Source organism: Bacillus sp. BD48, assembly GCF_046566805.1.
GTDB lineage: Bacteria > Bacillota > Bacilli > Bacillales > Bacillaceae > Bacillus > Bacillus safensis.
The window spans coordinates 875,298-896,455 of the sequence record NZ_JANGFM010000001.1 but is presented as its reverse complement, the minus strand read 5'-3'; the positions used below and the strand labels follow the sequence as shown (position 1 = coordinate 896,455).

General features: G+C 40.2%; 22 protein-coding genes. 10 read left to right on the top strand and 12 right to left on the bottom strand.

Annotation, left to right across the window (positions count from 1 at the left end):
* The first annotated feature begins 335 nt into the window (after positions 1-335).
* On the top strand, positions 336-1,736 hold the full coding sequence (bcaP, locus tag ACLGGR_RS04630; RefSeq protein ID WP_142944390.1) for a branched-chain amino acid transporter BcaP: 1,401 nt from the start codon (positions 336-338) through the stop codon (positions 1,734-1,736).
* 60 nt (positions 1,737-1,796) lie between these two features.
* Here bcaP and ACLGGR_RS04625 read toward each other — a convergent pair whose 3' ends face one another.
* The 3 genes from ACLGGR_RS04625 to ACLGGR_RS04615 are packed head-to-tail and all read right to left on the bottom strand — an operon-like array spanning position 1,797 to position 3,617.
* On the bottom strand, positions 1,797-2,087 hold the full coding sequence (locus ACLGGR_RS04625; protein WP_024425288.1) for a hypothetical protein: 291 nt from the start codon (positions 2,085-2,087) through the stop codon (positions 1,797-1,799).
* Positions 2,075-3,133 (bottom strand): anti-sigma factor, encoded by a 1,059-nt coding sequence (locus ACLGGR_RS04620; protein WP_142944391.1) that lies wholly within the window; start codon positions 3,131-3,133, stop codon positions 2,075-2,077. The genes ACLGGR_RS04625 and ACLGGR_RS04620 overlap by 13 nt, the downstream gene beginning before the upstream one ends.
* Positions 3,126-3,617, bottom strand: a complete 492-nt coding sequence (locus tag ACLGGR_RS04615) for a sigma-70 family RNA polymerase sigma factor (protein ID WP_024425287.1) — start codon at positions 3,615-3,617, stop codon at positions 3,126-3,128. The genes ACLGGR_RS04620 and ACLGGR_RS04615 overlap by 8 nt, the downstream gene beginning before the upstream one ends.
* Before the next feature lie 371 nt (positions 3,618-3,988).
* Between ACLGGR_RS04615 and ACLGGR_RS04610 the strand changes: the two genes are divergently transcribed.
* Positions 3,989-4,591, top strand: a complete 603-nt coding sequence (locus ACLGGR_RS04610) for a lysophospholipid acyltransferase family protein (protein WP_142944392.1) — start codon at positions 3,989-3,991, stop codon at positions 4,589-4,591.
* Between the two features lie 246 nt (positions 4,592-4,837).
* Here ACLGGR_RS04610 and ACLGGR_RS04605 read toward each other — a convergent pair whose 3' ends face one another.
* Positions 4,838-6,169: a hemolysin family protein gene (locus ACLGGR_RS04605; RefSeq protein ID WP_048238362.1), complete on the bottom strand. Its 1,332-nt coding sequence runs from the start codon at positions 6,167-6,169 to the stop codon at positions 4,838-4,840.
* Between the two features lie 58 nt (positions 6,170-6,227).
* On the bottom strand, positions 6,228-6,668 hold the full coding sequence (locus tag ACLGGR_RS04600) for a MerR family transcriptional regulator (RefSeq protein ID WP_034667702.1): 441 nt from the start codon (positions 6,666-6,668) through the stop codon (positions 6,228-6,230).
* 337 nt (positions 6,669-7,005) lie between these two features.
* On the opposite strand from ACLGGR_RS04600, the gene ACLGGR_RS04595 reads away from it, so the two are divergent.
* Both ACLGGR_RS04595 and ACLGGR_RS04590 read left to right on the top strand, forming a co-directional pair.
* Positions 7,006-8,388 carry a hemolysin family protein gene (locus ACLGGR_RS04595; protein WP_142944393.1) on the top strand — a complete coding sequence of 461 codons (1,383 nt, stop codon included), beginning with the start codon at positions 7,006-7,008 and terminating at the stop codon, positions 8,386-8,388.
* Between the two features lie 89 nt (positions 8,389-8,477).
* Entirely contained in the window at positions 8,478-8,870 is a 393-nt protein-coding gene (locus ACLGGR_RS04590; protein ID WP_034282242.1) for a hypothetical protein, read from the top strand.
* Here ACLGGR_RS04590 and crcB (ACLGGR_RS04585) read toward each other — a convergent pair.
* From crcB (ACLGGR_RS04585) to ACLGGR_RS04575, 3 genes are read right to left on the bottom strand one after another with little or no spacing between them, the layout of a single operon-like run.
* The gene (gene crcB, locus ACLGGR_RS04585; RefSeq protein WP_251215736.1) at positions 8,867-9,232 is read right to left on the bottom strand and encodes a fluoride efflux transporter CrcB; all 366 of its coding nucleotides are present in this window, start codon (positions 9,230-9,232) and stop codon (positions 8,867-8,869) included. The two genes, ACLGGR_RS04590 and crcB (ACLGGR_RS04585), sit on opposite strands and share 4 nt — an antisense overlap.
* Positions 9,233-9,628 carry a fluoride efflux transporter CrcB gene (gene crcB, locus ACLGGR_RS04580; protein ID WP_251215735.1) on the bottom strand — a complete coding sequence of 132 codons (396 nt, stop codon included), beginning with the start codon at positions 9,626-9,628 and terminating at the stop codon, positions 9,233-9,235. It abuts the gene before it with no gap.
* A 5-nt stretch (positions 9,629-9,633) separates the two neighbouring features.
* Positions 9,634-10,350, bottom strand: a complete 717-nt coding sequence (locus tag ACLGGR_RS04575) for a glycerophosphodiester phosphodiesterase (RefSeq protein ID WP_142944396.1) — start codon at positions 10,348-10,350, stop codon at positions 9,634-9,636.
* 305 nt (positions 10,351-10,655) lie between these two features.
* Between ACLGGR_RS04575 and ACLGGR_RS04570 the strand changes: the two genes are divergently transcribed.
* The 3 genes from ACLGGR_RS04570 (at position 10,656) to ACLGGR_RS04560 (ending at position 12,771) form a co-directional block, all read left to right on the top strand.
* Positions 10,656-10,757 (top strand): YhdX family protein, encoded by a 102-nt coding sequence (locus ACLGGR_RS04570; RefSeq protein ID WP_017360338.1) that lies wholly within the window; start codon positions 10,656-10,658, stop codon positions 10,755-10,757.
* 164 nt (positions 10,758-10,921) lie between these two features.
* The gene (locus tag ACLGGR_RS04565; RefSeq protein ID WP_048238367.1) at positions 10,922-12,010 is read left to right on the top strand and encodes a mechanosensitive ion channel family protein; all 1,089 of its coding nucleotides are present in this window, start codon (positions 10,922-10,924) and stop codon (positions 12,008-12,010) included.
* Between the two features lie 29 nt (positions 12,011-12,039).
* Positions 12,040-12,771, top strand: coding sequence for an NAD-dependent protein deacylase (locus ACLGGR_RS04560; protein ID WP_410972619.1), 732 nt, complete (start codon positions 12,040-12,042; stop codon positions 12,769-12,771).
* Between the two features lie 40 nt (positions 12,772-12,811).
* Here the strand turns inward: ACLGGR_RS04560 and ACLGGR_RS04555 are convergent, their stop codons facing one another.
* Complete coding sequence (locus tag ACLGGR_RS04555; RefSeq protein ID WP_142944398.1) at positions 12,812-13,666, bottom strand: polysaccharide deacetylase family protein; 855 nt, start codon at positions 13,664-13,666, stop codon at positions 12,812-12,814.
* 296 nt (positions 13,667-13,962) lie between these two features.
* On the opposite strand from ACLGGR_RS04555, the gene dat reads away from it, so the two are divergent.
* Positions 13,963-14,820: a D-amino-acid transaminase gene (dat, locus tag ACLGGR_RS04550; RefSeq protein ID WP_323647427.1), complete on the top strand. Its 858-nt coding sequence runs from the start codon at positions 13,963-13,965 to the stop codon at positions 14,818-14,820.
* Between the two features lie 45 nt (positions 14,821-14,865).
* Here dat and ACLGGR_RS04545 read toward each other — a convergent pair whose 3' ends face one another.
* Positions 14,866-15,372, bottom strand: a complete 507-nt coding sequence (locus ACLGGR_RS04545) for a universal stress protein (RefSeq protein ID WP_142944400.1) — start codon at positions 15,370-15,372, stop codon at positions 14,866-14,868.
* 556 nt (positions 15,373-15,928) lie between these two features.
* Between ACLGGR_RS04545 and bmrC the strand changes: the two genes are divergently transcribed.
* Together bmrC and ACLGGR_RS04535 are read left to right on the top strand one after the other, a co-directional pair.
* Complete coding sequence (bmrC, locus tag ACLGGR_RS04540; RefSeq protein ID WP_323647424.1) at positions 15,929-17,686, top strand: multidrug ABC transporter ATP-binding protein BmrC; 1,758 nt, start codon at positions 15,929-15,931, stop codon at positions 17,684-17,686.
* Positions 17,683-19,698, top strand: coding sequence for an ABC transporter ATP-binding protein (locus ACLGGR_RS04535; protein WP_410972576.1), 2,016 nt, complete (start codon positions 17,683-17,685; stop codon positions 19,696-19,698). The genes bmrC and ACLGGR_RS04535 overlap by 4 nt, the downstream gene beginning before the upstream one ends.
* 121 nt (positions 19,699-19,819) lie before the next feature.
* Here ACLGGR_RS04535 and ACLGGR_RS04530 read toward each other — a convergent pair whose 3' ends face one another.
* Positions 19,820-20,437, bottom strand: coding sequence for an NAD(P)-dependent oxidoreductase (locus ACLGGR_RS04530; RefSeq protein WP_142944403.1), 618 nt, complete (start codon positions 20,435-20,437; stop codon positions 19,820-19,822).
* A gap of 286 nt (positions 20,438-20,723) precedes the next feature.
* On the bottom strand, positions 20,724-20,927 hold the full coding sequence (locus ACLGGR_RS04525) for an alpha/beta-type small acid-soluble spore protein (RefSeq protein ID WP_039177528.1): 204 nt from the start codon (positions 20,925-20,927) through the stop codon (positions 20,724-20,726).
* Positions 20,928-21,158: the final 231 nt, after the last annotated feature.

Here is a 21,158-nt window from a genome sequence, read left to right as displayed (position 1 = left end):
GTGGACCCGTTTTTAAAAAAGGGTCTTATTTTTGTTGAATAATAAGTATATGAAAAAAATATAATCTTCCATTTTGTATAATAAATAGAGGGAGACAAGCTATCAATTGAATAAGAATTGAAGAAAATCTAACCAATTTATTGACAAAATTTTCGTTGATATATAAGAATTTTCACTCTATTTTTTAAAAAAGTGTTTTCATTTTTTAATTTTCATATATAATAATTTTACGCCACTAATTTATTGTGCTAAACTTAATCTAAATATTCAGAAAATATTGTGAATTATATGGTTGTGGCGTCTTTAGACTGATACTAAGTTTTGGGAGTGATGGTATGAGCAATTCATTGTTTAGAAAAAAGAGCATTTCAGAGCTCATTGCGTCAACACAAGGGGAAAAAGCATTAAAAAAGGAATTGGGTTCATTTGATTTAACCATGCTTGGCATTGGAGCCATTATCGGGACAGGGATATTTGTTCTGACAGGTACAGGAGCCGTTACTGCGGGGCCAGGACTTGTGTTATCATTTGTCATCGCAGGTCTTGCTTGTTTGTTTGCAGCACTATCATATGCGGAATTTGCTTCCACAGTGCCTGTATCAGGATCTGTGTACACATTTACGTACGCATCAATGGGAGAATTTCTAGCGTTTATTATTGGCTGGGATTTAATATTAGAATATATGCTGGCCGCTAGTGCCGTTTCAGCGGGCTGGTCTGGCTATTTTGTGTCTTTTTTAAATGGGATAGGAATTCATATACCAGTTGAGTTAACAGCAGCACCAGGTGGTTTAAAAGGGCAAGTGACATATTTTAATCTTCCAGCATTTATTATTTTAATGGTCATCACCTTCCTGCTGTACTTTGGTATTAAAGAATCAAAACGAGTAAATAACATCATGGTTATTATGAAAATTGCTGTGATTCTGCTCTTTATTTTAGTCGCTGTGAAATATGTAAAACCTGAAAACTGGACACCATTTGTTCCATTTGGGACATCAGGGGTCTTAAGTGCAGCAGCCTTAGTATTCTTTGCATTTATCGGATTTGACGCAGTTGCTTCTGCGGCAGAGGAGACAAAAAATCCATCACGCAACCTGCCTAGAGGAATTATTACTTCTTTATTGATTTGTACGCTGCTTTATGTCGTTGTCAGTGCGATTATGACGGGCATCGTTCCTTTCATGAATTTTGAGGGAGTATCACATCCAGTGTCTCTCGTGTTACAAGTAGCCGGACAAAACTGGGTGGCTGGTATTGTGGATGTCGGAGCGATTCTAGGAATGACAACCGTGATGCTTGTCATGCTGTACGGCCAGACACGCGTGATGTTTGCTATGTCTCGTGATGGCTTGGTGCCAAAGGTTCTATCAAAGGTTCACCCAAAGCATAAAACACCTTATATCAATACACTGTTTTTTGGTACATTGTCAGCATTAATGGGTGGATTTATTCCACTTGATGAGCTGGCAAGCCTAGTAAACATCGGGACACTTTCAGCATTTATTTTGATATCAGTGGCGGTCATTGTGATGAGAAAAACGCAGCCGGACTTACCGAGAGCCTTCAGATGCCCGGCAGTTCCGCTTATTCCAATCTTAGCTATTCTATCTTGCGGATTGCTCATATATAAGCTTGGTGCAATCACTTTTGTTCGCTTCTTAATCTGGCTTGTCATTGGGCTGGTTGTGTATTTCTTATATTCAAGAAAACACTCAGAATTGAATAAAAAATAAATAAAAGCCCGTGTTACTTGGTGCAGTCAAGTAACACGGGCTTTTGATGTTGAGTGCTGATTAAAAACCTAACTGAAGATCGACATCGATTGATACGATGGCATAGACACAAACAATGACAAAGATATTCAGTACGACACCAAGGAAACCTGGACCCGTACGGCCTTTTTTAATGAACAGTTCAATAATGCCAAATGGAACTGCGGCCATTGCAAAAGGAAGCATTTGAAAAGAATAAAATGTCACGTTGCTGATAATGGCGAGGTTTAGCATGAGCAGGGATAATATCGCTGTGCCGACAGAAATCCAGCCAAATACATTATGCTCTTTAAAAATTCTTACCAATTCCATAATTCCACCTCGCTCACTTTTGCCGTTTTAATGCGTTTTGTCTTCACAAATTTCTCAATTTCTTTAGAAGGTCCAGTGACCACAGAGCCATAAACCGTGACGCCATTTTGATCGATATAGCGTATACGATTAGACAGATCAAGATCAGGTCTGCCAGAGATCGTTGTTGCCCATGTCGGGTGCTGGTTGACATAAGCAAGGGCATCTTTAAATTGATCTACTTCAGTTTTTGATGTGTGCTGAAGCTCTTTTAAAAATTCAGAGTCCTTCCCAGGAAAGCCGATTGGCCGCTGATTTCCACTTAATGAATCCTCTGTTTTAATCGCATTCCACAGCACTTTCATATCGTATTTTTTAGCAAAGGTATAAACATCCTTTGGTGTGTAAGCTTTGTCATAGGATACATACACTTCACTTACTGTTCCTTCAGGAAGCTTGTCTAACGTAGTGAGTGTTTGTTTTTTTGAGGCATCTGCCTGCGCCGAAGGATGGGTAAAGAAACCCTCCGTTTCACGTGCGCTGTCACCATAATAAGAGATGGTAGGCTGCTTTAATTTATCGAAAAACATCTCGATTTGTTCACTGCCAATGGCTTCTGTTTTATTGCCAATTTGTTTTTGCAGCTTCAATTCGGTGTTCATCCCAAAAAGTTTGACCTGACCTTTTAAATCCTTCATATCAATGGCCACGTTTGGTTTGGTCAAAGCGACGGTGACAGCGGCTGTTTCCATGAAGTGATTGCCTTTGCTCTCGGCTCCGCCAACGCCGTAGTATAGATAGCTCCCTAATGTACAAAGCGGTAAAATAATGAGTGTCGATATGACAGCAAGTACGGAAATACGTAAATATGATTTTCTTTTTCCGTATTGTAAAATGGCTTTTTGCTTCTCAGGACTGATGGAAAAATCTGTCCAATCCGAGTCGTTCAGTTCCTGGCTTAAGCGTTTTTCGTTTTCTTCAAGCTCTTCCTCAAACGCCATCATTTCTTCCTCATTCATCTCACCATTATTATATTGTTCCCATCGCTTGTTAAACTCTTCATTCATCATTAACACCTCTGTTGTAAAGTGCTTTTAGGCGCTGCCTTGCACGAAATAAAACACTTTTAAAATTTGCTTCAGTAATATTCATGACCTTGGATGCTTCCTTGTAATTTAGTTCTTTTAAATAATACAATGTCAACGCTTCCTTGTAGTTATCTGGAAGCTGCTCCAAATACATGGTGAGGACTTCCTTTATTTCAACCTGTTCAGCAGGGCTTTGTACAGACGTTTGTAAAAGACCGCCAATGAGGTCATCCGATATGGTCACTTCTTTTTTATGTTTCCTGACATAATCAATAAAAGCATTTCGTGCCACCTGAAATAACCAAGGTTTCACTTTGCTATGGTCGTAGGAATGAATATGTATATAAGCACGCATAAAGGTTTCCTGCAATAAGTCTTCTGCCAAATGTTTGTCTTTTGTCATGGAGAGCAGAAACCTGTAAACATCGTTCATATACATTTGATAAATTTCATCGATCGTCACTGATTTTTCTCCCCTCTATGTTATACACGCATAAGAAAGGCATAAAGTTGCACGAAACTTCTCATTACCGTACATTACTCATTTCTTTCGCCGAATCAAAATCATTTCTCCTTATCATAGCGAAATTTGCATCATTTATAAAGTATTTTCAATAGAACAAATCAGGAAAAAACATCGAAAAACGACAAAATTGGACACAATTCCTATTCTATTCTCCCCTAAAACCTTGTGCTTGAATACAGACAGAGCGTTCATTTTAAACGAAAAAGACAGGGAGGATTGGGGTGTTTATAAATTTTTTAGTACCAGGTAATAAAAAATTTGTTATAATAGAGACAAATCCTTCATTCTTCAAACAAAGGAAGTGCACTATGTATAAATTTTCAGGCTATACCATCAAAGTATTATTTGGTCTCCGAGGTGGAATCAAAGTATATCAAAAAGAGAATCTGCCAACTGATCGGGGTTTTGTCATTGCTTGTACACATGAGGGTTTTGTGGATGTTCTTGCATTAGGCGCAGGGATTCTTCCGTTTGAGATCCACTACATGGCGAAAAAAGAATTGTTTGCAAATAAATGGATCGGTGGATTTTTAAAAAAGATTCATGCCTTTCCAGTTGATCGAGAGAATCCTGGGCCAAGCAGTATTAAAACGCCCATTAAATTATTAAAAGAGGGAAAGATCGTTGGAATTTTTCCAAGCGGAACACGTACAACAGAGGATGTTCCTTTAAAAAGAGGGGCGGTTACCATTGCGCAGCTCGGTAAAGCGCCAATTGTTCCAGCAGCATACAAAGGACCTTCAAATGCGAAAAGTCTTTTCAAAAAAGGGAAAATGCGCTTAATCATCGGTGAACCGATTGAGCAGTCTGAATTTGACCATCTCCCGCCAAAAGAAAGATTAGGTGCCATGACGGAAGTATTAAACACGAGAATCAAAGAGCTAGAAGCTCAATTAATGGAAAAGGCATAAGAAAAACGACCGCTTGCTTAGGCAAGGGTCGTTTCAGCGTGTAGACAAACCCTCGCATTCGGTGTCAGTCCTGCGTGCCGGTGCTCACGAATGCTCAATTCGCTCCGCTCCGGTACTCGTCCTTCCTAGACTTCAAAGGTTTTCTATCACGCTGAAAAAGAAGACAAAGGGCTAAAATAAAAATCATTTTAGTCCTTTGTCCACAATGTGAAACGCCCACTTGCTTAAGCAAGTGGGCGTTTTTTGTTACGAAGCGCCTTCTTCAGCTGCTTCTAATAATTGTTCATTTAACTTTTTTACTTCGATGTATGCCACATGGTGTCCATCGACTTCATTAATAATAAATTCATAGCCTTGTTCACGAATGGCGTCATTTTTCTCTACTTCATATTTCTGAGTAAGGAACCAGCCGCCGATTGTGTCGACCTCTTCATTATCAAGCTGTATACCTAATAGCAGATTGACTTGATCAACAAGGACCTTGCCATCAAAGATGTAATGGTCTTCTCCAAGTTTACGCACTTCGTTGATTTCATCAATGTCGAACTCATCACGAATTTCACCAACGATTTCTTCAAGGATGTCTTCAACGGTCACAAGACCTGCTGTACCGCCATATTCATCTGATAAAATGGCCATGTGTACACGTTCACGCTGCATTTTGAGCAGTAAATCATGAACAGGAACCGTTTCAATCACATGAATAATCGGATTGACAAACTTTTCGATCGTATCGCTTGTAGAACACTCACCGCTAATGCAGGCAGTGAGAACCTCTTTAATGTTTAAAACACCGATCATATTGTCTTTGTCGCCATCTTCAATTGGATAACGTGTATATTTCTCTACCTTTGTTACCTTCAGCATTTCCTCAATGGTAATATCATGAGGGAAGCTGACAACTTCGGTACGTGGAATCATAATTTCTTTCGCCAGACGGTCATCAAATTCGAAAATTTTATTTACATATTTGAATTCAGACTGGTTAATTTCGCCGCTTTTATAGCTCTCTGATAAAATAATCCGCAATTCTTCTTCAGAGTGCGCCATGTCATGCTCAGAAACTTGCTGAAGACCGAACGCTTTTGTTAACAAACGAGCAGATCCATTTAATACCCAGATAAATGGGAACATCACTTTGTAAAAAATCATGAGCGGTCTAGCAAAAAGAAGGGATACTTGCTCTGCCTTTTGAATGGCGAGTGTTTTTGGTGCAAGTTCTCCAACCACAACGTGTAAAAACGTCATAATACTAAACGCAATAATAAAAGTGACAATAGAACTAGCTGATTGAGGAATGGACAGCTCTACAAATAGTGGAGCAAGCATGTGCGCAATTGTTTCTTCCCCTAACCAACCAATACCAAGGGCGGTAATGGTAATACCGAGCTGACAGGCTGACAGATACTCATCAAGGTGAGTCGTGACATGCTTGACAGCAACTGCTGTTTTATTACCTTCTGCGATTAACTGATCAATTCTTGAGCTTCTTAAGCGAATGATCGCAAACTCTGATGCAACGAAAAATGCGGTTAAAGCTATAAGCAAAGCAACTATAAGTAAATTAACTATGTCCAATTAAGGCCTTCGTTCTGACTTTGAGAACGAAGGTAACACCTCCTGTTTAGTAAAAATTTTAACTTAACAGCAGTAAAAATGATTGGACAGCCGTCATCTTTTCAGGTGTAAGCTGCTCTTTTAGTTTTTCACGTTGTTCTGGCTGAAGCTGCTTACAACGTGCCAAAATGCGGTCCATATGCTCATTCATCCGATCGATATCAGAGGTTAAATGGACAAGTTCATCATGATCTTCCTTTTGAGAAGGGAATTGTTCATCTAATCTGGATTTGATGTCAGAAAGAGCCAATCTCTGCTGTTTGCAAAGAACGATTAATTGTAATCGTTTTAAAGCATATTCATCGTAATAACGATAATTTGAGCAAGATCTAACAGGTGCAAGCAAACCTAGGTTTGTATAATAATCTACAGTTCGTTTCGTCACCTGTGCAATCTGTGCTAGTTCACCAATACGATACTTTTTCTCAGCCCCATCTGAACATCTCCTCCTAACCGTCACGTTATAGTTTATGAAAATAGTTTAATATAATTCTAGTCTGAAACACAAGTTAATTGTTCATATTTCCTGACAATAAGAAGAAACAGAGGAGGATTTCCCTCGATTTAGTCAGTCATGTCAAAAATAACATGACGATACAGGAATTTTCAGATTATTTATGATAAGATAAAATGAATACCGTTTCATATATATGTAGAGAGACGGAATTTTACGTGAACCGGAGGTGGTTAAGTGGGGCCCTCAATATAGTCTTATTTAATCAGTTAACCGTTTTGCAAAACATAACATCATCAATCAGGAGGTGACTCCTTGTTCTTCTAAGAAAGAGCAAGGTTAAATGGACGATATTGTTAATCTGAGTATAGTCGGTGTTTTGATTGCTTTAACAGCTTTCTTTGTTGCATCTGAATTTGCCATAGTAAAGGTGAGAAGCTCAAGAATTGATCAGCTTGTTGCCGAAGGGTCCAAAAAGGCCATCGTGGCGAAAAAGGTGACATCAAGGCTGGATGAATATTTGTCAGCCTGTCAGCTTGGTATTACAGTGACATCCCTTGGTTTAGGGTGGATTGGTAAGCCAGCTGTAAAAGAACTTTTGGTTCGAGGTTTCGGTTTGACAAACATTCCTGATTCAGCAATCAGCCTGATCTCAGCAACACTTGCGTTCTCTATTATTACTTTTTTGCATGTAGTTGTAGGTGAGCTTGCACCAAAAACGCTTGCCATTCAAAAGGCGGAAAAAATGACGCTATGGCTGTCAGGCCCGCTGCATGCATTTTATATCCTTATGTTCCCTTTCATTTATGTGTTAAACGGGTCAGCACGTTTGCTAACTAAAATGATGGGCATCGATATGGGATCTGAAAAAGAACATTCCCATTCTGAAGAGGAATTGAAGATTTTATTATCTGAGAGCTTAAAAAATGGGGAAATCAACCCGTCAGAATATAATTATATGAACAAGATTTTCGATTTCGATAATCGAATTGCCAGAGAGATCATGATACCGCGGAGAGAAATTTGTGCGATTCCAGAAGATATGCCGTTAGATGATATCCTTGCCATTATGACGCAGGAAAAGTATACACGTTTCCCTGTGTTTTCAGGAGATAAAGACCATGTCATCGGCATGCTGAACAAAAAGCAGCTCTTTGCAGATCTTGTGTATCAAGGAGAAAAAGATCAACTGAAAATTCAAGATTATATATATCCAGTGATTGAGGTCATCGACACGATCCCTATTCAAGAGCTTCTCGTTAAGATGCAGCGTGATAGAATGCATATGGCGATCTTAACTGACGAATATGGCGGAACGTCTGGACTTGTCACAACGGAAGATATTTTAGAAGAGATTGTCGGAGATATTCGAGATGAATTCGATGAAGATGAACAGCCAGTTATACAAAAAAGAGCCGATCATCATTATGTTTTAGATGGTAAAGTGAGATTAGATGAAGTTCAAGATTTGATCGAGATCTCTTATCATGATGAGGAAATTGATACAATCGGCGGGCTTATCTTAAAAGAGAATATTGATATCAGAGAAGGACAATCCGTCTATCTGGATGATATTCGGATGAAAGTGCTGGAAATGGATGGACGTTACGTTAAAAAGATCGATTTGAAAAAAGGCGTCACATCGTCAGAAAAAGGCAGCGCACACACTGGGCTTGATATAAAGGAGCCGCTTTTAGTAAACGAAATGACCTTGAGCGAAAAATAAGCTCAAGGTTTTTTTAGGTATTTAGTCTCTTTTAACGAATGTACGTTCGGTTTATAATGAGAACAAACGTTCGTTAAAGGGGGATGGACATGCTTTGGTATGAAACAGCAAGTATCACGGAGAAAAAAACCTCAATGAAACGAATTGAGTTTCATTTAAAGAATTTCAAAAATTATCAAGCAGCGATCTTAAATATCGAAAGGCAGCTTGAAAAAAGAAGCCCGCATCATCTCGACCACATGACTCGGAAAAAGTTAGAAGAACAAAAAAGTCAGTATGAACTCATCGTTGCTTGTATTGAAACGGCATTAAAAGAGTTGGACGAAATAGAGCAGCAGCTCATCGATTACAAATATTTTCGAGATTGGCGGATGGCAAAGTGTGCAATGGAAATTGGCTATAGTGAAAAAACACTCTTTTTGATGAAGCGCCAGCTCATGGATCAGCTGCTCATCAGCTTAGCCGCCATTACCAATATTTAAAAAAGATGCTGTCCTATTTGATAAAACGCAGCAAAGAGACATAAAGACCCGATGATTGTCACCAATAAGTAGACAGTAAGTTGTCCAATTTGCCGCTCGTGCAGCATGGCCGCAGCTTCTACACTAAATGTAGAGAATGTTGTAAAGCCACCGAAAAACCCAGTCCCAATGATCATAAGCAGCGGATCATTGTCAGTCACTGCACCTGTCAGTAAACCTAAACCGGCAGCGCCGAGTAAGTTGATGAGAATAATACTATACGGAAAATGAGTATGAAACTTGGTTTTCTGAATCGATTGACTAAGGAAGAAACGAAGGGCACTGCCCATCCCGCCAGCAACAGCTGTATAAAATACAATCATTTATCTGCTTCCTTTCGGCTGCTCATTTTGTTGAAAGAGACGCTGAGCGGTGATCAGTCCACATAAGGCAGCGCCCACTCCAGCAATCACTGAGAGTACAATGTACATGACACTTGATGTGAACAGTCCATCCTGTAATAAGAGAACCGTTTCTTTAGAAAAAGTGGACATTGTCGTAAAACCACCGCAAAATCCTGTTCCGATCAAAGCAGCAAGATATTTTTTTCTCTTCCGAAACATAAAATACCCTGTTGAAAAGCCAAGAAGCAGACTGCCTGTAATGTTTTCAATCAGTGTTGCATAGGGGAATGTCTGGCTGACAACGGACTGGCTAAGTTCATATCTGCAAAGTGTACCAACCAGTCCACCGATAAATACGGCGAGATATGCTTTCATTTACATCATTTCTCCTTTAGAAAAAATGGCGGGTGATCCGTCACCACTCCATCAATGGGGTATGTTTTCATCCTGTCGGCTGTTTTTTGGTCTTTCACTGTCCATATAAAGACATCCATTCCAAATGAGTGGATGCGATCAATCAACCACCTGTTGATCATCGTTTTCTTCATATTAAGGCAATCGGCAAAGGAGCTGTACTCCGCTAATTTCCTTTTCGTCAGTTTGAAGGCAGAGGGTTTTATAATAAAAGCTGTTCGAAGAGAAGGAGCGTAAGCTTTGACTCTTTGAAGTGCATTGGCATCAAAAGATTGAACCATGATGTGACGGGAATAGGCAAACCGGTTGATGATGTCGACAACTGCCTTTTCAATCCCAATCTGCTGTTTTGGATGCTTGATCTCAATCAGTATTCCGACACGCTGACTGTATCTTTCAAGAATTTCTTGTAATGTGGGAATTCGTTCGTTGGCGTACTGAGAATCAAACCAGCTCCCTGCATCCAGTTTCTTCAGTTGATCAAGTGTATAACTTTTCACTAATCCGCTTCCGTTAGTCGTTCGATCAACGGTTACATCATGGATGACGGCTACGTGCTGATCCATTGTCAGCTGGACGTCTAGCTCAATATAATCCGCACCTTGCTGAACAGCTAAATCAAATGCGGCAAAGGTATTTTCTGGGGCAGCGCTTGAAGACCCTCTATGCGCGATAATATACACATGCTCCAGCTCCTGACTTAAGTTCTGGTCTTATCATATCAAATTTTTTCTGTTTTTCCTTCTTTACTATATGGAAGGAGGGAGAGCTGTATGTAATGGTAAATGGCATGTGGTGAGAAAGCATCGTGTATGAAAAATGAAAAGTTGCAGGAATATCCCAAGCTCTTATTGAGTAAATCTGAACTACATCATTTTTTCTTCGATCAATTTTGTCCAAATCGTCAGCGTTCGTCAAAATATTAGTGCTTTCGTCATGTTGACTGAAAATTCTGATGTTTTATAATGATGAAAAGGAGGCGAGATGATTGGGTAAAGGGAGAATTAGAGTGGAAGAACGTATTAAGGCCGAAACGGATGCTGAAATGTTTAAAGCGACTCTCCTTGATCAGGCTCAGAAGAAAAAGTAGTTTGCTGCCCGTCGATATGTCTCTAGCCAAAATTTTATATGTGAACATCATGCCTCGGGATCAATCCCGAGGCTTTTTATGTAGAGGTCAGACATTTAAGAGAGGACATGAACGAAGGTTATATTATAAACTAGAGAGGATTGTTTTAAAGGAGAGAGACAGACATGTTTACACAAAAATGGATGGATACATATTTTACAGTAGATATCGCGATCCAAATCGGTATTAGCCTTTGTATTTTATTGCTTTTTTTATTGCTCAGAAAGGTATTTACGAAATATTTATTTCAACTTCTCTTTAGGCTGACGAATCGGTCTAAAACGGAGGTCATTAACCAAATTGTTGTGGCATTCGAAAAACCAGCGAGACTGTTTTTCGTGGCACTTGGTTTATATTTTGCGTTAAGACAGGCACCATACTTTGAACATCATATGGATGTCATCATCAAATTGTATAGATCTTCTATTATATTGATGCTGACGTGGGGGCTCTGTAACTTAACCGCTGCATCTTCCTTCTTGTTTCAAAAGGTCAATTCGAAATTTGAATTAGATATGGATGATATTTTAGCACCGTTTTTATCAAAGGTACTTCGCTTCATTATTATCGCACTGAGTATTAGTATCATTGCACAAGAATTTAATTATGATGTAAATGGACTTGTGGCAGGTCTTGGTCTAGGTGGTCTAGCCTTTGCGCTTGCTGCGCAGGATACAGTGGCTAACTTTTTTGGAGGGATTGTCATCATTACAGAGAAGCCTTTTACGATGGGCGACTTTGTGGAGACACCAAGTGTTCTTGGGACCGTGGAGGACATTACATTTCGAAGCACAAGGTTTCGAACACCTGCTGAAGCCGTCGTGACCGTTCCGAATTCTACGCTTTCTAAGGAGCCGATCACAAACTGGACAAGGATGAATAAACGTCAGATTACGTTCTCTGTTCGCGTTTCCTACAATACACCAAAGGAAAACATTGATCAGTGTATTAAGCGTCTCAAACAGATGCTTCACGAGCATGATGGGGTGCATAAAGAGACGATTATGGTGAATCTCGATGTACTGGCTGACAGCTATTTGAACTTGTTTTTCAATTTTTACACAAACACGACAGCTTGGTCTGAAAATCTTGATATAAAGCAGGATATTAACTATCGCATCATAGATATTTTCCACGAAGAAGGTGTAGAATTTGCTTTCCCTGGACAGGCCATTTATATGAAACAAAAAGGTGAGAAGCAGCTGGGTGAATAAAGGAGGAATGGTGCGTGGATCAAACAAAGGTGGAAGCACTAAGAGAGAAATTATCGCAGGCTTCACATATTACAGTACTCTCAGGTGCTGGTATGAGTACAGAATCGGGTATTCCTGATTTTAGATCAACGGGTGGTCTGTGGACAGAAGATACTTCCCGCATGGAGGCGATTAGCCGGTCCTACTTTTTATCAAATCCTCATCAATTCTGGCCGAAATTTAAGGAATTGTTTCAGATGAAAATGAGTGGAGAATACGAGCCAAATAGCGGGCACACCTTTTTAGCCAGCCTTGAGCAACAAGGGAAGCATGTGGATATTTTCACCCAAAATATTGATGGTCTTCATAAAAAGGCGGGAAGCCAGCATGTATATGAACTCCATGGCTCCATTCAAACGGCTTCTTGTCCATCGTGCCAGGCGGTGTACGATTTGCCTTATTTGTTAAAAGAAGAGGTGCCAGTCTGTCAAAGGGTTTCCTCAGATGGCAGTACGTGTGGACGTGTGCTAAAAACAGATGTTGTCCTTTTTGGAGATATGGTCAAACATCTTGATCAAGTGGAGACATCACTTCAGAAAACGGACATGCTGCTCGTCATGGGGACTTCCCTGGAGGTAGCGCCAGCAAGATATATTCCAGAAGATGCAGCTCATGATCCTTCCATCTTCATGGTGATGATGAATTTGAGTGAAACAGAATTCGATCCGCTTTTTGATCTTGTGTTTCATGAGCGAATTGGCGATCTCGTGAAGGCTTTATAAATCATCAAAAAACCCGCATCCTAAAGGTGCGGGTTTATCTTTATTGCTGCAGCGGCTTCATTGTTTCATCAAGGACTTCAAATGTATAGCCCTTTGCCTTTAGCTGCGTGATTAAGCTGTTTAAGTATTTTGCCGTCGCTGGCTGATCGTGCATTAAGATGATTTTTGGTTCTTTTGGATATTTTGTGTCCAGCACTTGCAGCTGATTTAATACCTCTGGTACATATTTTGAGCTTTTATATTTCCAGTCAAGACTGTCAATGGTCCAATCCCAGTATACAAAGCCTTGTTGTTTTAAACGTGCTTTTTGCTGATCGGTTAAATTTGGGGCGCTGCCATAGGGTGTTCTTACAAGATGGGTATACTCACCTGTGACAGAAGCCAAAATGCGCTGATCTTCTTTCATCTCGTTAACAGGAGAATCACTTTTTTGATAAAAACGTTTCACATCATGGGTGATACCATGAAGCCCTAATTGATGACCTTCTTGATGAAGTCTTTTCACATCTGCGGGGTGTTCTTTAATCTGCGGCCCGAGCATAAAGAATGTGGCCTTCACTTGATGCGCTTTTAGCACATCTAACAGCTGATTTGTAGTCGCTGATGGACCATCATCAAATGTTAAAAAGATCGTTTGATCCGTCACATGTTTATTTGAATTAATCTTAAAATGTGCATCTAATGTTTTCCTAGAATCATCTTTTGCTTTCATACTAGTGCTTGTGTCCCTAAATTGACTGCTTGCAGACAATTTCGCCGGCTGATCTGCTGCCTGCATATTGGTTTTGGACATATCCCAAATAAAAAAGAGGATTAGTGTCAGGATGACAAAACCAATCGCCTTTGAGAGCAGCATTGTGTTTGAAGGTGTCTGTTTTTTTTTAACCCGTTGCATTACAATCGCTCCAATAAATCAAAAATTTGTGTCGAATCATGTAGTGGATTCTGTCTTTTTTCGCTGTTTTTTGTCGTGTTTATATGGGGTAAGTATACAGGAAAAAAGAGCCTATGAATATAGAAGATGCTAAAAAATTGGAATCTTTTTGGTTATAAATCTATATTTGTTACAATAGAAGGTTATCTATTTCATATGATGTGAAATAATTCTGAATAATCATTGAAACGTACCCATTTATCCGCTAAGATAGCATCAGATTCAACCATTAATGCAAAGCGAAGGGGAGATTCCATATGAAAGTATTGTACAATGGAGATTTCATTGAAAAAAAGGATGCACATGTTGATATTGAGGACAGAGGGTATCAATTTGGTGACGGAGTCTATGAGGTCATCCGTGTATACAATGGTACTTTGTTTACGTTAAAGGAACATACAGAGCGTTTGTTCAAGAGTGCAAAGGAAATTGGCATTCATCTGCAAGGTACAGTATCTGATATGGAAGAAAAGTTACAACAGCTCGTCGCTCACAATCAATTAACAGATGGCGGTGTGTATATTCAAGTCACGCGGGGTGTCGCCCCTCGTAAACATCAATATAGTCATTCTCTCACTCCTCAAATCACGGCATATACGTTCCAGGTGAAAAAGCCTGTTCAAGAGCAGAAAGCTGGTGCAAAGGCCATATTATCTGAGGATCTTCGCTGGTTAAGGTGTGATATCAAAAGCTTAAACCTTTTATATAACATCATGGAAAAGCAGAAAGCATCTGAAGCTGGTGCGTTTGAAGCAATCCTTGTGAGAGACGGTTTTGTGACCGAGGGAACCTCCTCGAATGTATATGCCGTGATTGATGGCGTGATTCGCACTCACCCTGCAAACAATTTCATTTTAAACGGCATTACCCGTAGAAAGCTGCTGGAGGTATGTAAGGAAGAAGGATGTACTGTTGAAGAAACTCGAATAAGCAAAGAAGAGCTGCTTCGCGCTCAGGAAATCTTCATCAGCTCGACGACGGCTGAAGTCGTTCCGATTGTTGAAATAGATGGCGAGCCAGTAGGGGAAGGCGTTCCAGGAGAGCTGACAAAGCGCGTACAAGAAGGCTTCCAGCAAAAAATTAAACATGAAAGTGAAACATCGATCTCTTCATAAATAAAAAAGGCTGTAAACCAATGTTTACAGCCTTTTGTAATGCATTTATTTCACAATAAGCACAGGGATATCTGATTTCGCTGATAACTTTTCACTCACACTGCCAAATAGCATTTTTTTTAATCTGCTTTGGTCACGTGCTCCCATGACGATGAGGTCTGCTGATATTTCCTCAGCATATTCGATAATCGCTTCTGCTGGTTCTCCCTCCACAATTTCAATAGCAGCCTCAAACTGTTCCTCATTTAAAAGCATTCGTGCTTCCGCAACGACCTCTTCTGTATGGTCTTCAAAAATCAAGGGACTTTGCTGTTCATCATGTGGTACATACACAGGGGGTGTTTGAAGGTCTGCCGTACCGCCGCCGATATAAGCTCCACCAGTCATTGGGCGCGGTGCATCAAACACCTGTCTGCCTGTTTTGCCATCATGGGCATAGGTAACGGTCAGCTTGGCATGCAAGGTTTTGGCTAAAGCGATTGCCTTTTTTAATGCTTTCTTACTGTCTTCATGACCATCAAACGCAACGACCATACGATCAGCTTGAAACAATGTCCTCATTCCTTTCAAAAGGAGTCTTTACACTCATGATATACCCGTTAATAGAAAAAGATACACATAAAGGAGATGGATTTTTGTTAGAAAATTTCATTTATTGAAAAATATTTATTGACAAAATAGTGACAGCCACTATAAGATAAAAAAAGATTCAAGAGCCAAAAGGAGGAAATGTCATGTGCAACATTGGAAGAATGAAATCAAACTGCATGAATGGGTTGATTCACGTGACAATTACACCTTCATTGGTCATTGTAAAGGAACTCGTATGTTCCAATTGATCGGATGAATCAAGGCGTATGTTGCGTATTTGTCAACATACGCCTTTTTACATGACGAAAAGAGGCGTACCAGCCAGCTGGTGGCCTCTTTTTTTGTTGTATTCATTTCGTATTTCGAAATAATGGGATGGAGATCAATGAATAAATGAAGAGGAGTGAAAGCATGTGAACATGCCAAAATCAAGACAAATGACAAAAACACAAAAAACGAAACAAGGTGACACACAGGAAAATTTAGAAAGCGGCTAGCTTGAAAAGGAGAGACAAACATGTTTTCAGTATTTGCGAAATTAGGCTGGTTCTTTAAACAAGAGTGGAGGCGTTATACGATCGCTATTACGCTCCTGCTCATTGTAAATGTGCTTGAAATGCTGCCGCCAAGATACCTTGGCCAGGCAGTTGATGACATTCGTTCTGGTCAATTTACAACATCCAGTATTATGTTTTATGTGATCATTTTTTGCTTACTAGGTGTCGTCGTCTATACACTTACATATTTTTGGATGTATCAGTTATTTGGCGGCGCAAATGTCATGGAGCGTGTGATGCGCGGGAAACTGATGCGCCACTTGCTTAAGATGACGCCTACCTTTTATGAAAAGAAAAAAACCGGCAACTTAATGGCATTAGGTACAAACGATTTGAATGCTGTGGCCTTAACGACAGGTTTTGGCGTTCTGACCTTGGTTGATTCCACTGCTTATATGCTGATGATCTTCTTTACGATGGGGCTGACGATTAGTTGGAAATTAACCTTAATGGCAATTATCCCTATGCCGCTGATGGCGCTCTTGATTGCGTTCTATGGCAGCAAAATCCATGATCGCTTTACAGTCGCTCAAGATGCATTTGGTGATATGAACGATCGAGTTCTTGAATCAGTGGCAGGCGTTCGGGTCATTCGCTCTTTTGTGCAGGAGAAACAAGATGTCGAACGCTTTCGTGAAATGACAGATGATGTATTCCAAAAAAATATGCGAGTGGCAACCATTGATTCATTATTTGAACCGACAGTGAAATTACTTGTGGGGATCAGCTACTTAATTGGAATTGGCTATGGAGCCTATCTCGTATTCCAAAGTGATTTAACCATTGGGGAGCTTGTTGCATTTAACGTCTATCTTGGCATGATGATCTGGCCAATGTTTGCGATCGGCGAATTGATTAATATTATGCAAAGAGGAAATGCGTCGTTAGACCGGTTGAATCATACACTCAGCTATAAGCCGGACGTAACAGATGCTGCTCAGCCGAAAATGTTACAAGAGCCTGGAGATATTCAATTTGATCATGTGACATTCAGATATCCAACTTCATCTAAAGATAATCTCATTGATGTGTCCTTTACTGTTCGAAAAGGGCAGACGATTGGGATTACAGGCAAAACGGGAAGCGGAAAAACGACCATTGTCAAACAACTTCTGCGTCAGTACCCGGCAGGTGAAGGGCAAATCTTGCTATCAGGTGTTCCGATCCAAAACATTGAATTAGATCAGTTATTTCAATGGATCGGATACGTACCGCAGGATCATATACTTTTCTCAAAAAGCGTGGAACAGAATATGCGCTTTGGTCATCGGGACGCGAAACAAGATGAGTTAGCACAAGCAATCAAGGATGCTTACTTTGAAAAGGATTTACGCCTGCTGCCAGAGGGGCTGGAAACCATGGTTGGAGAAAAAGGTGTGGCGCTGTCAGGCGGACAAAAACAGCGAATATCCATCGCACGTGCTTTATTAATTGATCCAGACATTTTAATTCTGGATGACTCATTATCTGCGGTAGATGCAAAAACAGAAACCGCTATTTTAGAAAATCTAAGACAAAACCGTCATGGCAAAACGACGTTTATTACGACTCATCGCCTATCAGCTGTTGAACATGCGGATCTCATTCTTGTCATGGAAGAAGGACGCATTGTCCAAAAGGGCACCCACAACGAGCTCATCAAGCAGGATGGGTGGTACAAAGAACAATTTTTGCGTCAGCAGCTGACAAATCAGCTGGAAGGAGGGGATGAGGCATGACAACAGGAAGAAGACTCCTTGCCTACGCACTCCTATATAAGAAAGTACTGTCTGTTGCCTTAATCTTTCTCATGATTGCAGTTGGTGCTGAGCTGACAGGGCCGTTTATTGGGAAGAAAATGATTGATGATCATATTTTAGGTGTAGAAAAACCGTATGTCGAGGTCAATGAAAAGACAGACAAAACCGTTTATTACCAGGGAAATAACTATATACGAAGCGATCGATTAAACAATGGAATGGAATCTGGAAAGCAAATCAATGTGGTGCAAGTCGGGTTCGGTTACTATTTTGTGAATGAGCCGATTCGTTTTGATGGAAACAGAAAGATATCCGGAGATCAGCTCACCATTGAAAATGGGAACGAGCGTGAGACATACGAGGTACAGCGTTTATCAAAAGAGGAGATTTTTGCTTTTTATCAGCCAGAAATCAGTGGTTTGGTGCAGCTTGTTCTATTTTATCTAGGACTGCTCATCGTTGCGATTTTCTTTCAGTATGGGCAGCACTATTTGCTCCAGAGGATTGCAAATCGAATTATCCAAAAAATGAGGGTAGACGTATTTGAGCACATCCAAACGCTGCCGATCCGATATTTCGATAATTTACCGGCTGGAAAGGTTGTCGCGAGGATCACCAATGACACGGAAACCATTCGTGATTTATATGTAACAGTCCTTGCTAATTTCGTGACGAGTGCTATTTACATGATTGGGATTTACATTGCCATGTTTTTATTAAATGTGAAGCTGGCACTCATCTGTTTGATCGCAGTACCGATTATTTTCCTATGGTCGATGACTTACAGAAAGTTTGCATCAGTGTACAATCACCGCATTCGTTCGATCATCAGTGAAATCAATGCCAAGCTAAATGAAGCCATTCAAGGGATGACAATTATTCAAGCATTTCGACATGAAAAAGCGACGCAAGAGGAATTTGATGAGCTGAACAACAATCACTTTCGATATCAGCGAAAGATGCTGCATTTAAATTCACTTCTTTCACATAACTTGGTTAACCTGCTGCGAAATTTAGCATATGTGGCACTCATTTGGTATTTTGGAGGTGCTTCGTTAAGTGCGACAGGCATTGTGTCCATTGGTGTGCTCTATGCGTTTGTCGATTATTTAAATCGATTGTTCCAGCCGATTACAGGCATTGTGAATCAATTCTCTAGGTTGGAACTAGCAAGGGTTTCATCGGAGAGGGTTTTCAGGTTATTAGATGAACCAGGAACAGAAGTGGAAGAACCTGTTCAGAAGAAGCTGGAGGGACACGTTCAGTTCAAAGATGTCACCTTTGCTTATAATGAAGGGAAAAATGTCTTAAAGAACATTACGTTTGAAGCAAAGAAAGGTCAAACGGTTGCACTTGTGGGGCATACTGGTTCTGGGAAAAGCTCGATCATGAACTTGCTGCTGCGTTTTTATGACATTCAGCAAGGAGACATTCTCATAGATGGTGAAAGCATTTATGATCAGTCGCGCCAAACGCTGCGTAAACAAATGGGCATTGTGCTGCAAGACCCGTATTTATTTTCTGGAACAATTGCCTCCAATGTCAGCTTAGGAAATGAAGACATCAAAAGAGAAACCATTGAATCCTCATTAAAGCAAGTAGGTGCAGCAGAGTTATTGAAGCACCTGTCAGAAGGCTTTGATGAACCAGTCGTTGAAAAGGGAAGCACCCTTTCCTCAGGGGAACGTCAGTTGATTTCATTTGCGCGCGCATTGGCATACGATCCAGCGATTTTAATTTTAGATGAAGCCACCGCGAACATTGATACAGAAACAGAAGCGATCATTCAGCGGGCGCTTGATGTAGTCAAAGAAGGACGAACAACTTTTGTGATTGCTCACCGATTATCCACTATTAAAAAAGCCGATATGATCTTAGTGTTAGAAAAAGGTGAAATCGTTGAGCGTGGCAGTCATGAACAACTCATGCAGCAAGAAGGGCTGTATGCGCAAATGTACGAACTGCAAAAAGGTGCTGTTGCAAACAGCTGATGAATAGCAGAAAAAAGAGCCTCTTCAAAATTGAATGAGGCTCTTTTCATTTGCATGAGAAAAAGTCGAGGATTCAGTCCTCGACCTTTTACTGGTTATATCGTTTGGACAGGCTGCATCATCAATAAGCGATGCCGACGCGTTGATGCACAAATTCCTTCGAATTTAACTGCTGATATAAAAAGTGTGCGGTATCTTCAACTGAAATTTTCTTTCCATCTATAGGGAGAAAATCTTTCTCATAGCGATATGACCGTGTCACTTCTCCATCTGGTAAATAGGTTGGACAAATAATGGTCCAATCTAGATCAGTCGATTGAAGGATTTCAAACGCTTTCGCATGCTCTTTAGCTGCTCGAGAAGTGGTCCGCCTTGATTCATTTGTTTCAAAACGGTAAAGCTCCGGCTGCTGCCTTGCTTTTAAAATACCTGCTGTACCAATTGTAATAATTCTTGATGTATTTGTTTGCTTCATGGCTTGTACGATATGCTCCATTGAAACAGATAATGTATCATCACCATCTGTTGATAGACAGCTTACAACAATATCTGCTCCTTTGATTGTCTCAAGCACATCTTCTCGATTTCTTGAATTGCCGGTGACTTGAAACATACCCGCAAGCATTTCTTCTCGGTTTGTCCGAATCAATGAACGAACCATGTAACGATCATCTACTTGAACGAAACGAAGAAATGCTTGTCCTACACGTCCATGAGCACCGAAAAGAGCTATTTTCATCTGTTCGATCCCTCCACTACATACTATAAGTGAAAAGAACCCAAAATGGTACAACTTTTATGTGATGCTTTTTTTATAAAGGTGAAAGGACCGAATACTATGAGTATATTCGCATAATAAGGAAATACCGACAAATTGTAGAAGTTCAAAGTTCATACCTGAAATAATGTCCATGAAGATCCGCTCCTTTCTACTACATGATATGAGCTGGAAAGGAGTTTGGTGAGGAATCAAAACAAAAAAAGAAGACACCATAAGAGGTGCCTTCTATGATCCAGATATGAAATTAAGCTTTTGTTCCGCCAAGGTTTTGTTGAGCGTAAGACACAAGACGTTTTGTGATTTCTCCACCAACTGAACCGTTAGCACGAGCTGTAGTTTCTGCTCCAAGGTTTACACCAAATTCAGAAGCAATTTCGTATTTCATTTGATCGATTGCTTGCTCTGCTCCAGGAACTAGTAATTGGTTTGAACTATTAGAATTTGCCATGATGTGATTCTCCTTTTTATATATGATTTATTTTTTTGGTTGGGTTTGCTGGAATCGCACCAGCGAAATGATCAAGTCATTTGCCACTTGGCGAAACCCAATGCAGTAACTGCTTTGTACTAAGTATTATGGTTATTTCCGAAAAAAACATACGAGAAAAGAACATGGTAAATGTTGTGCTAACATACAAAAAACCATCACCCAATAATGAGTGATGGCGCTGCTTATATA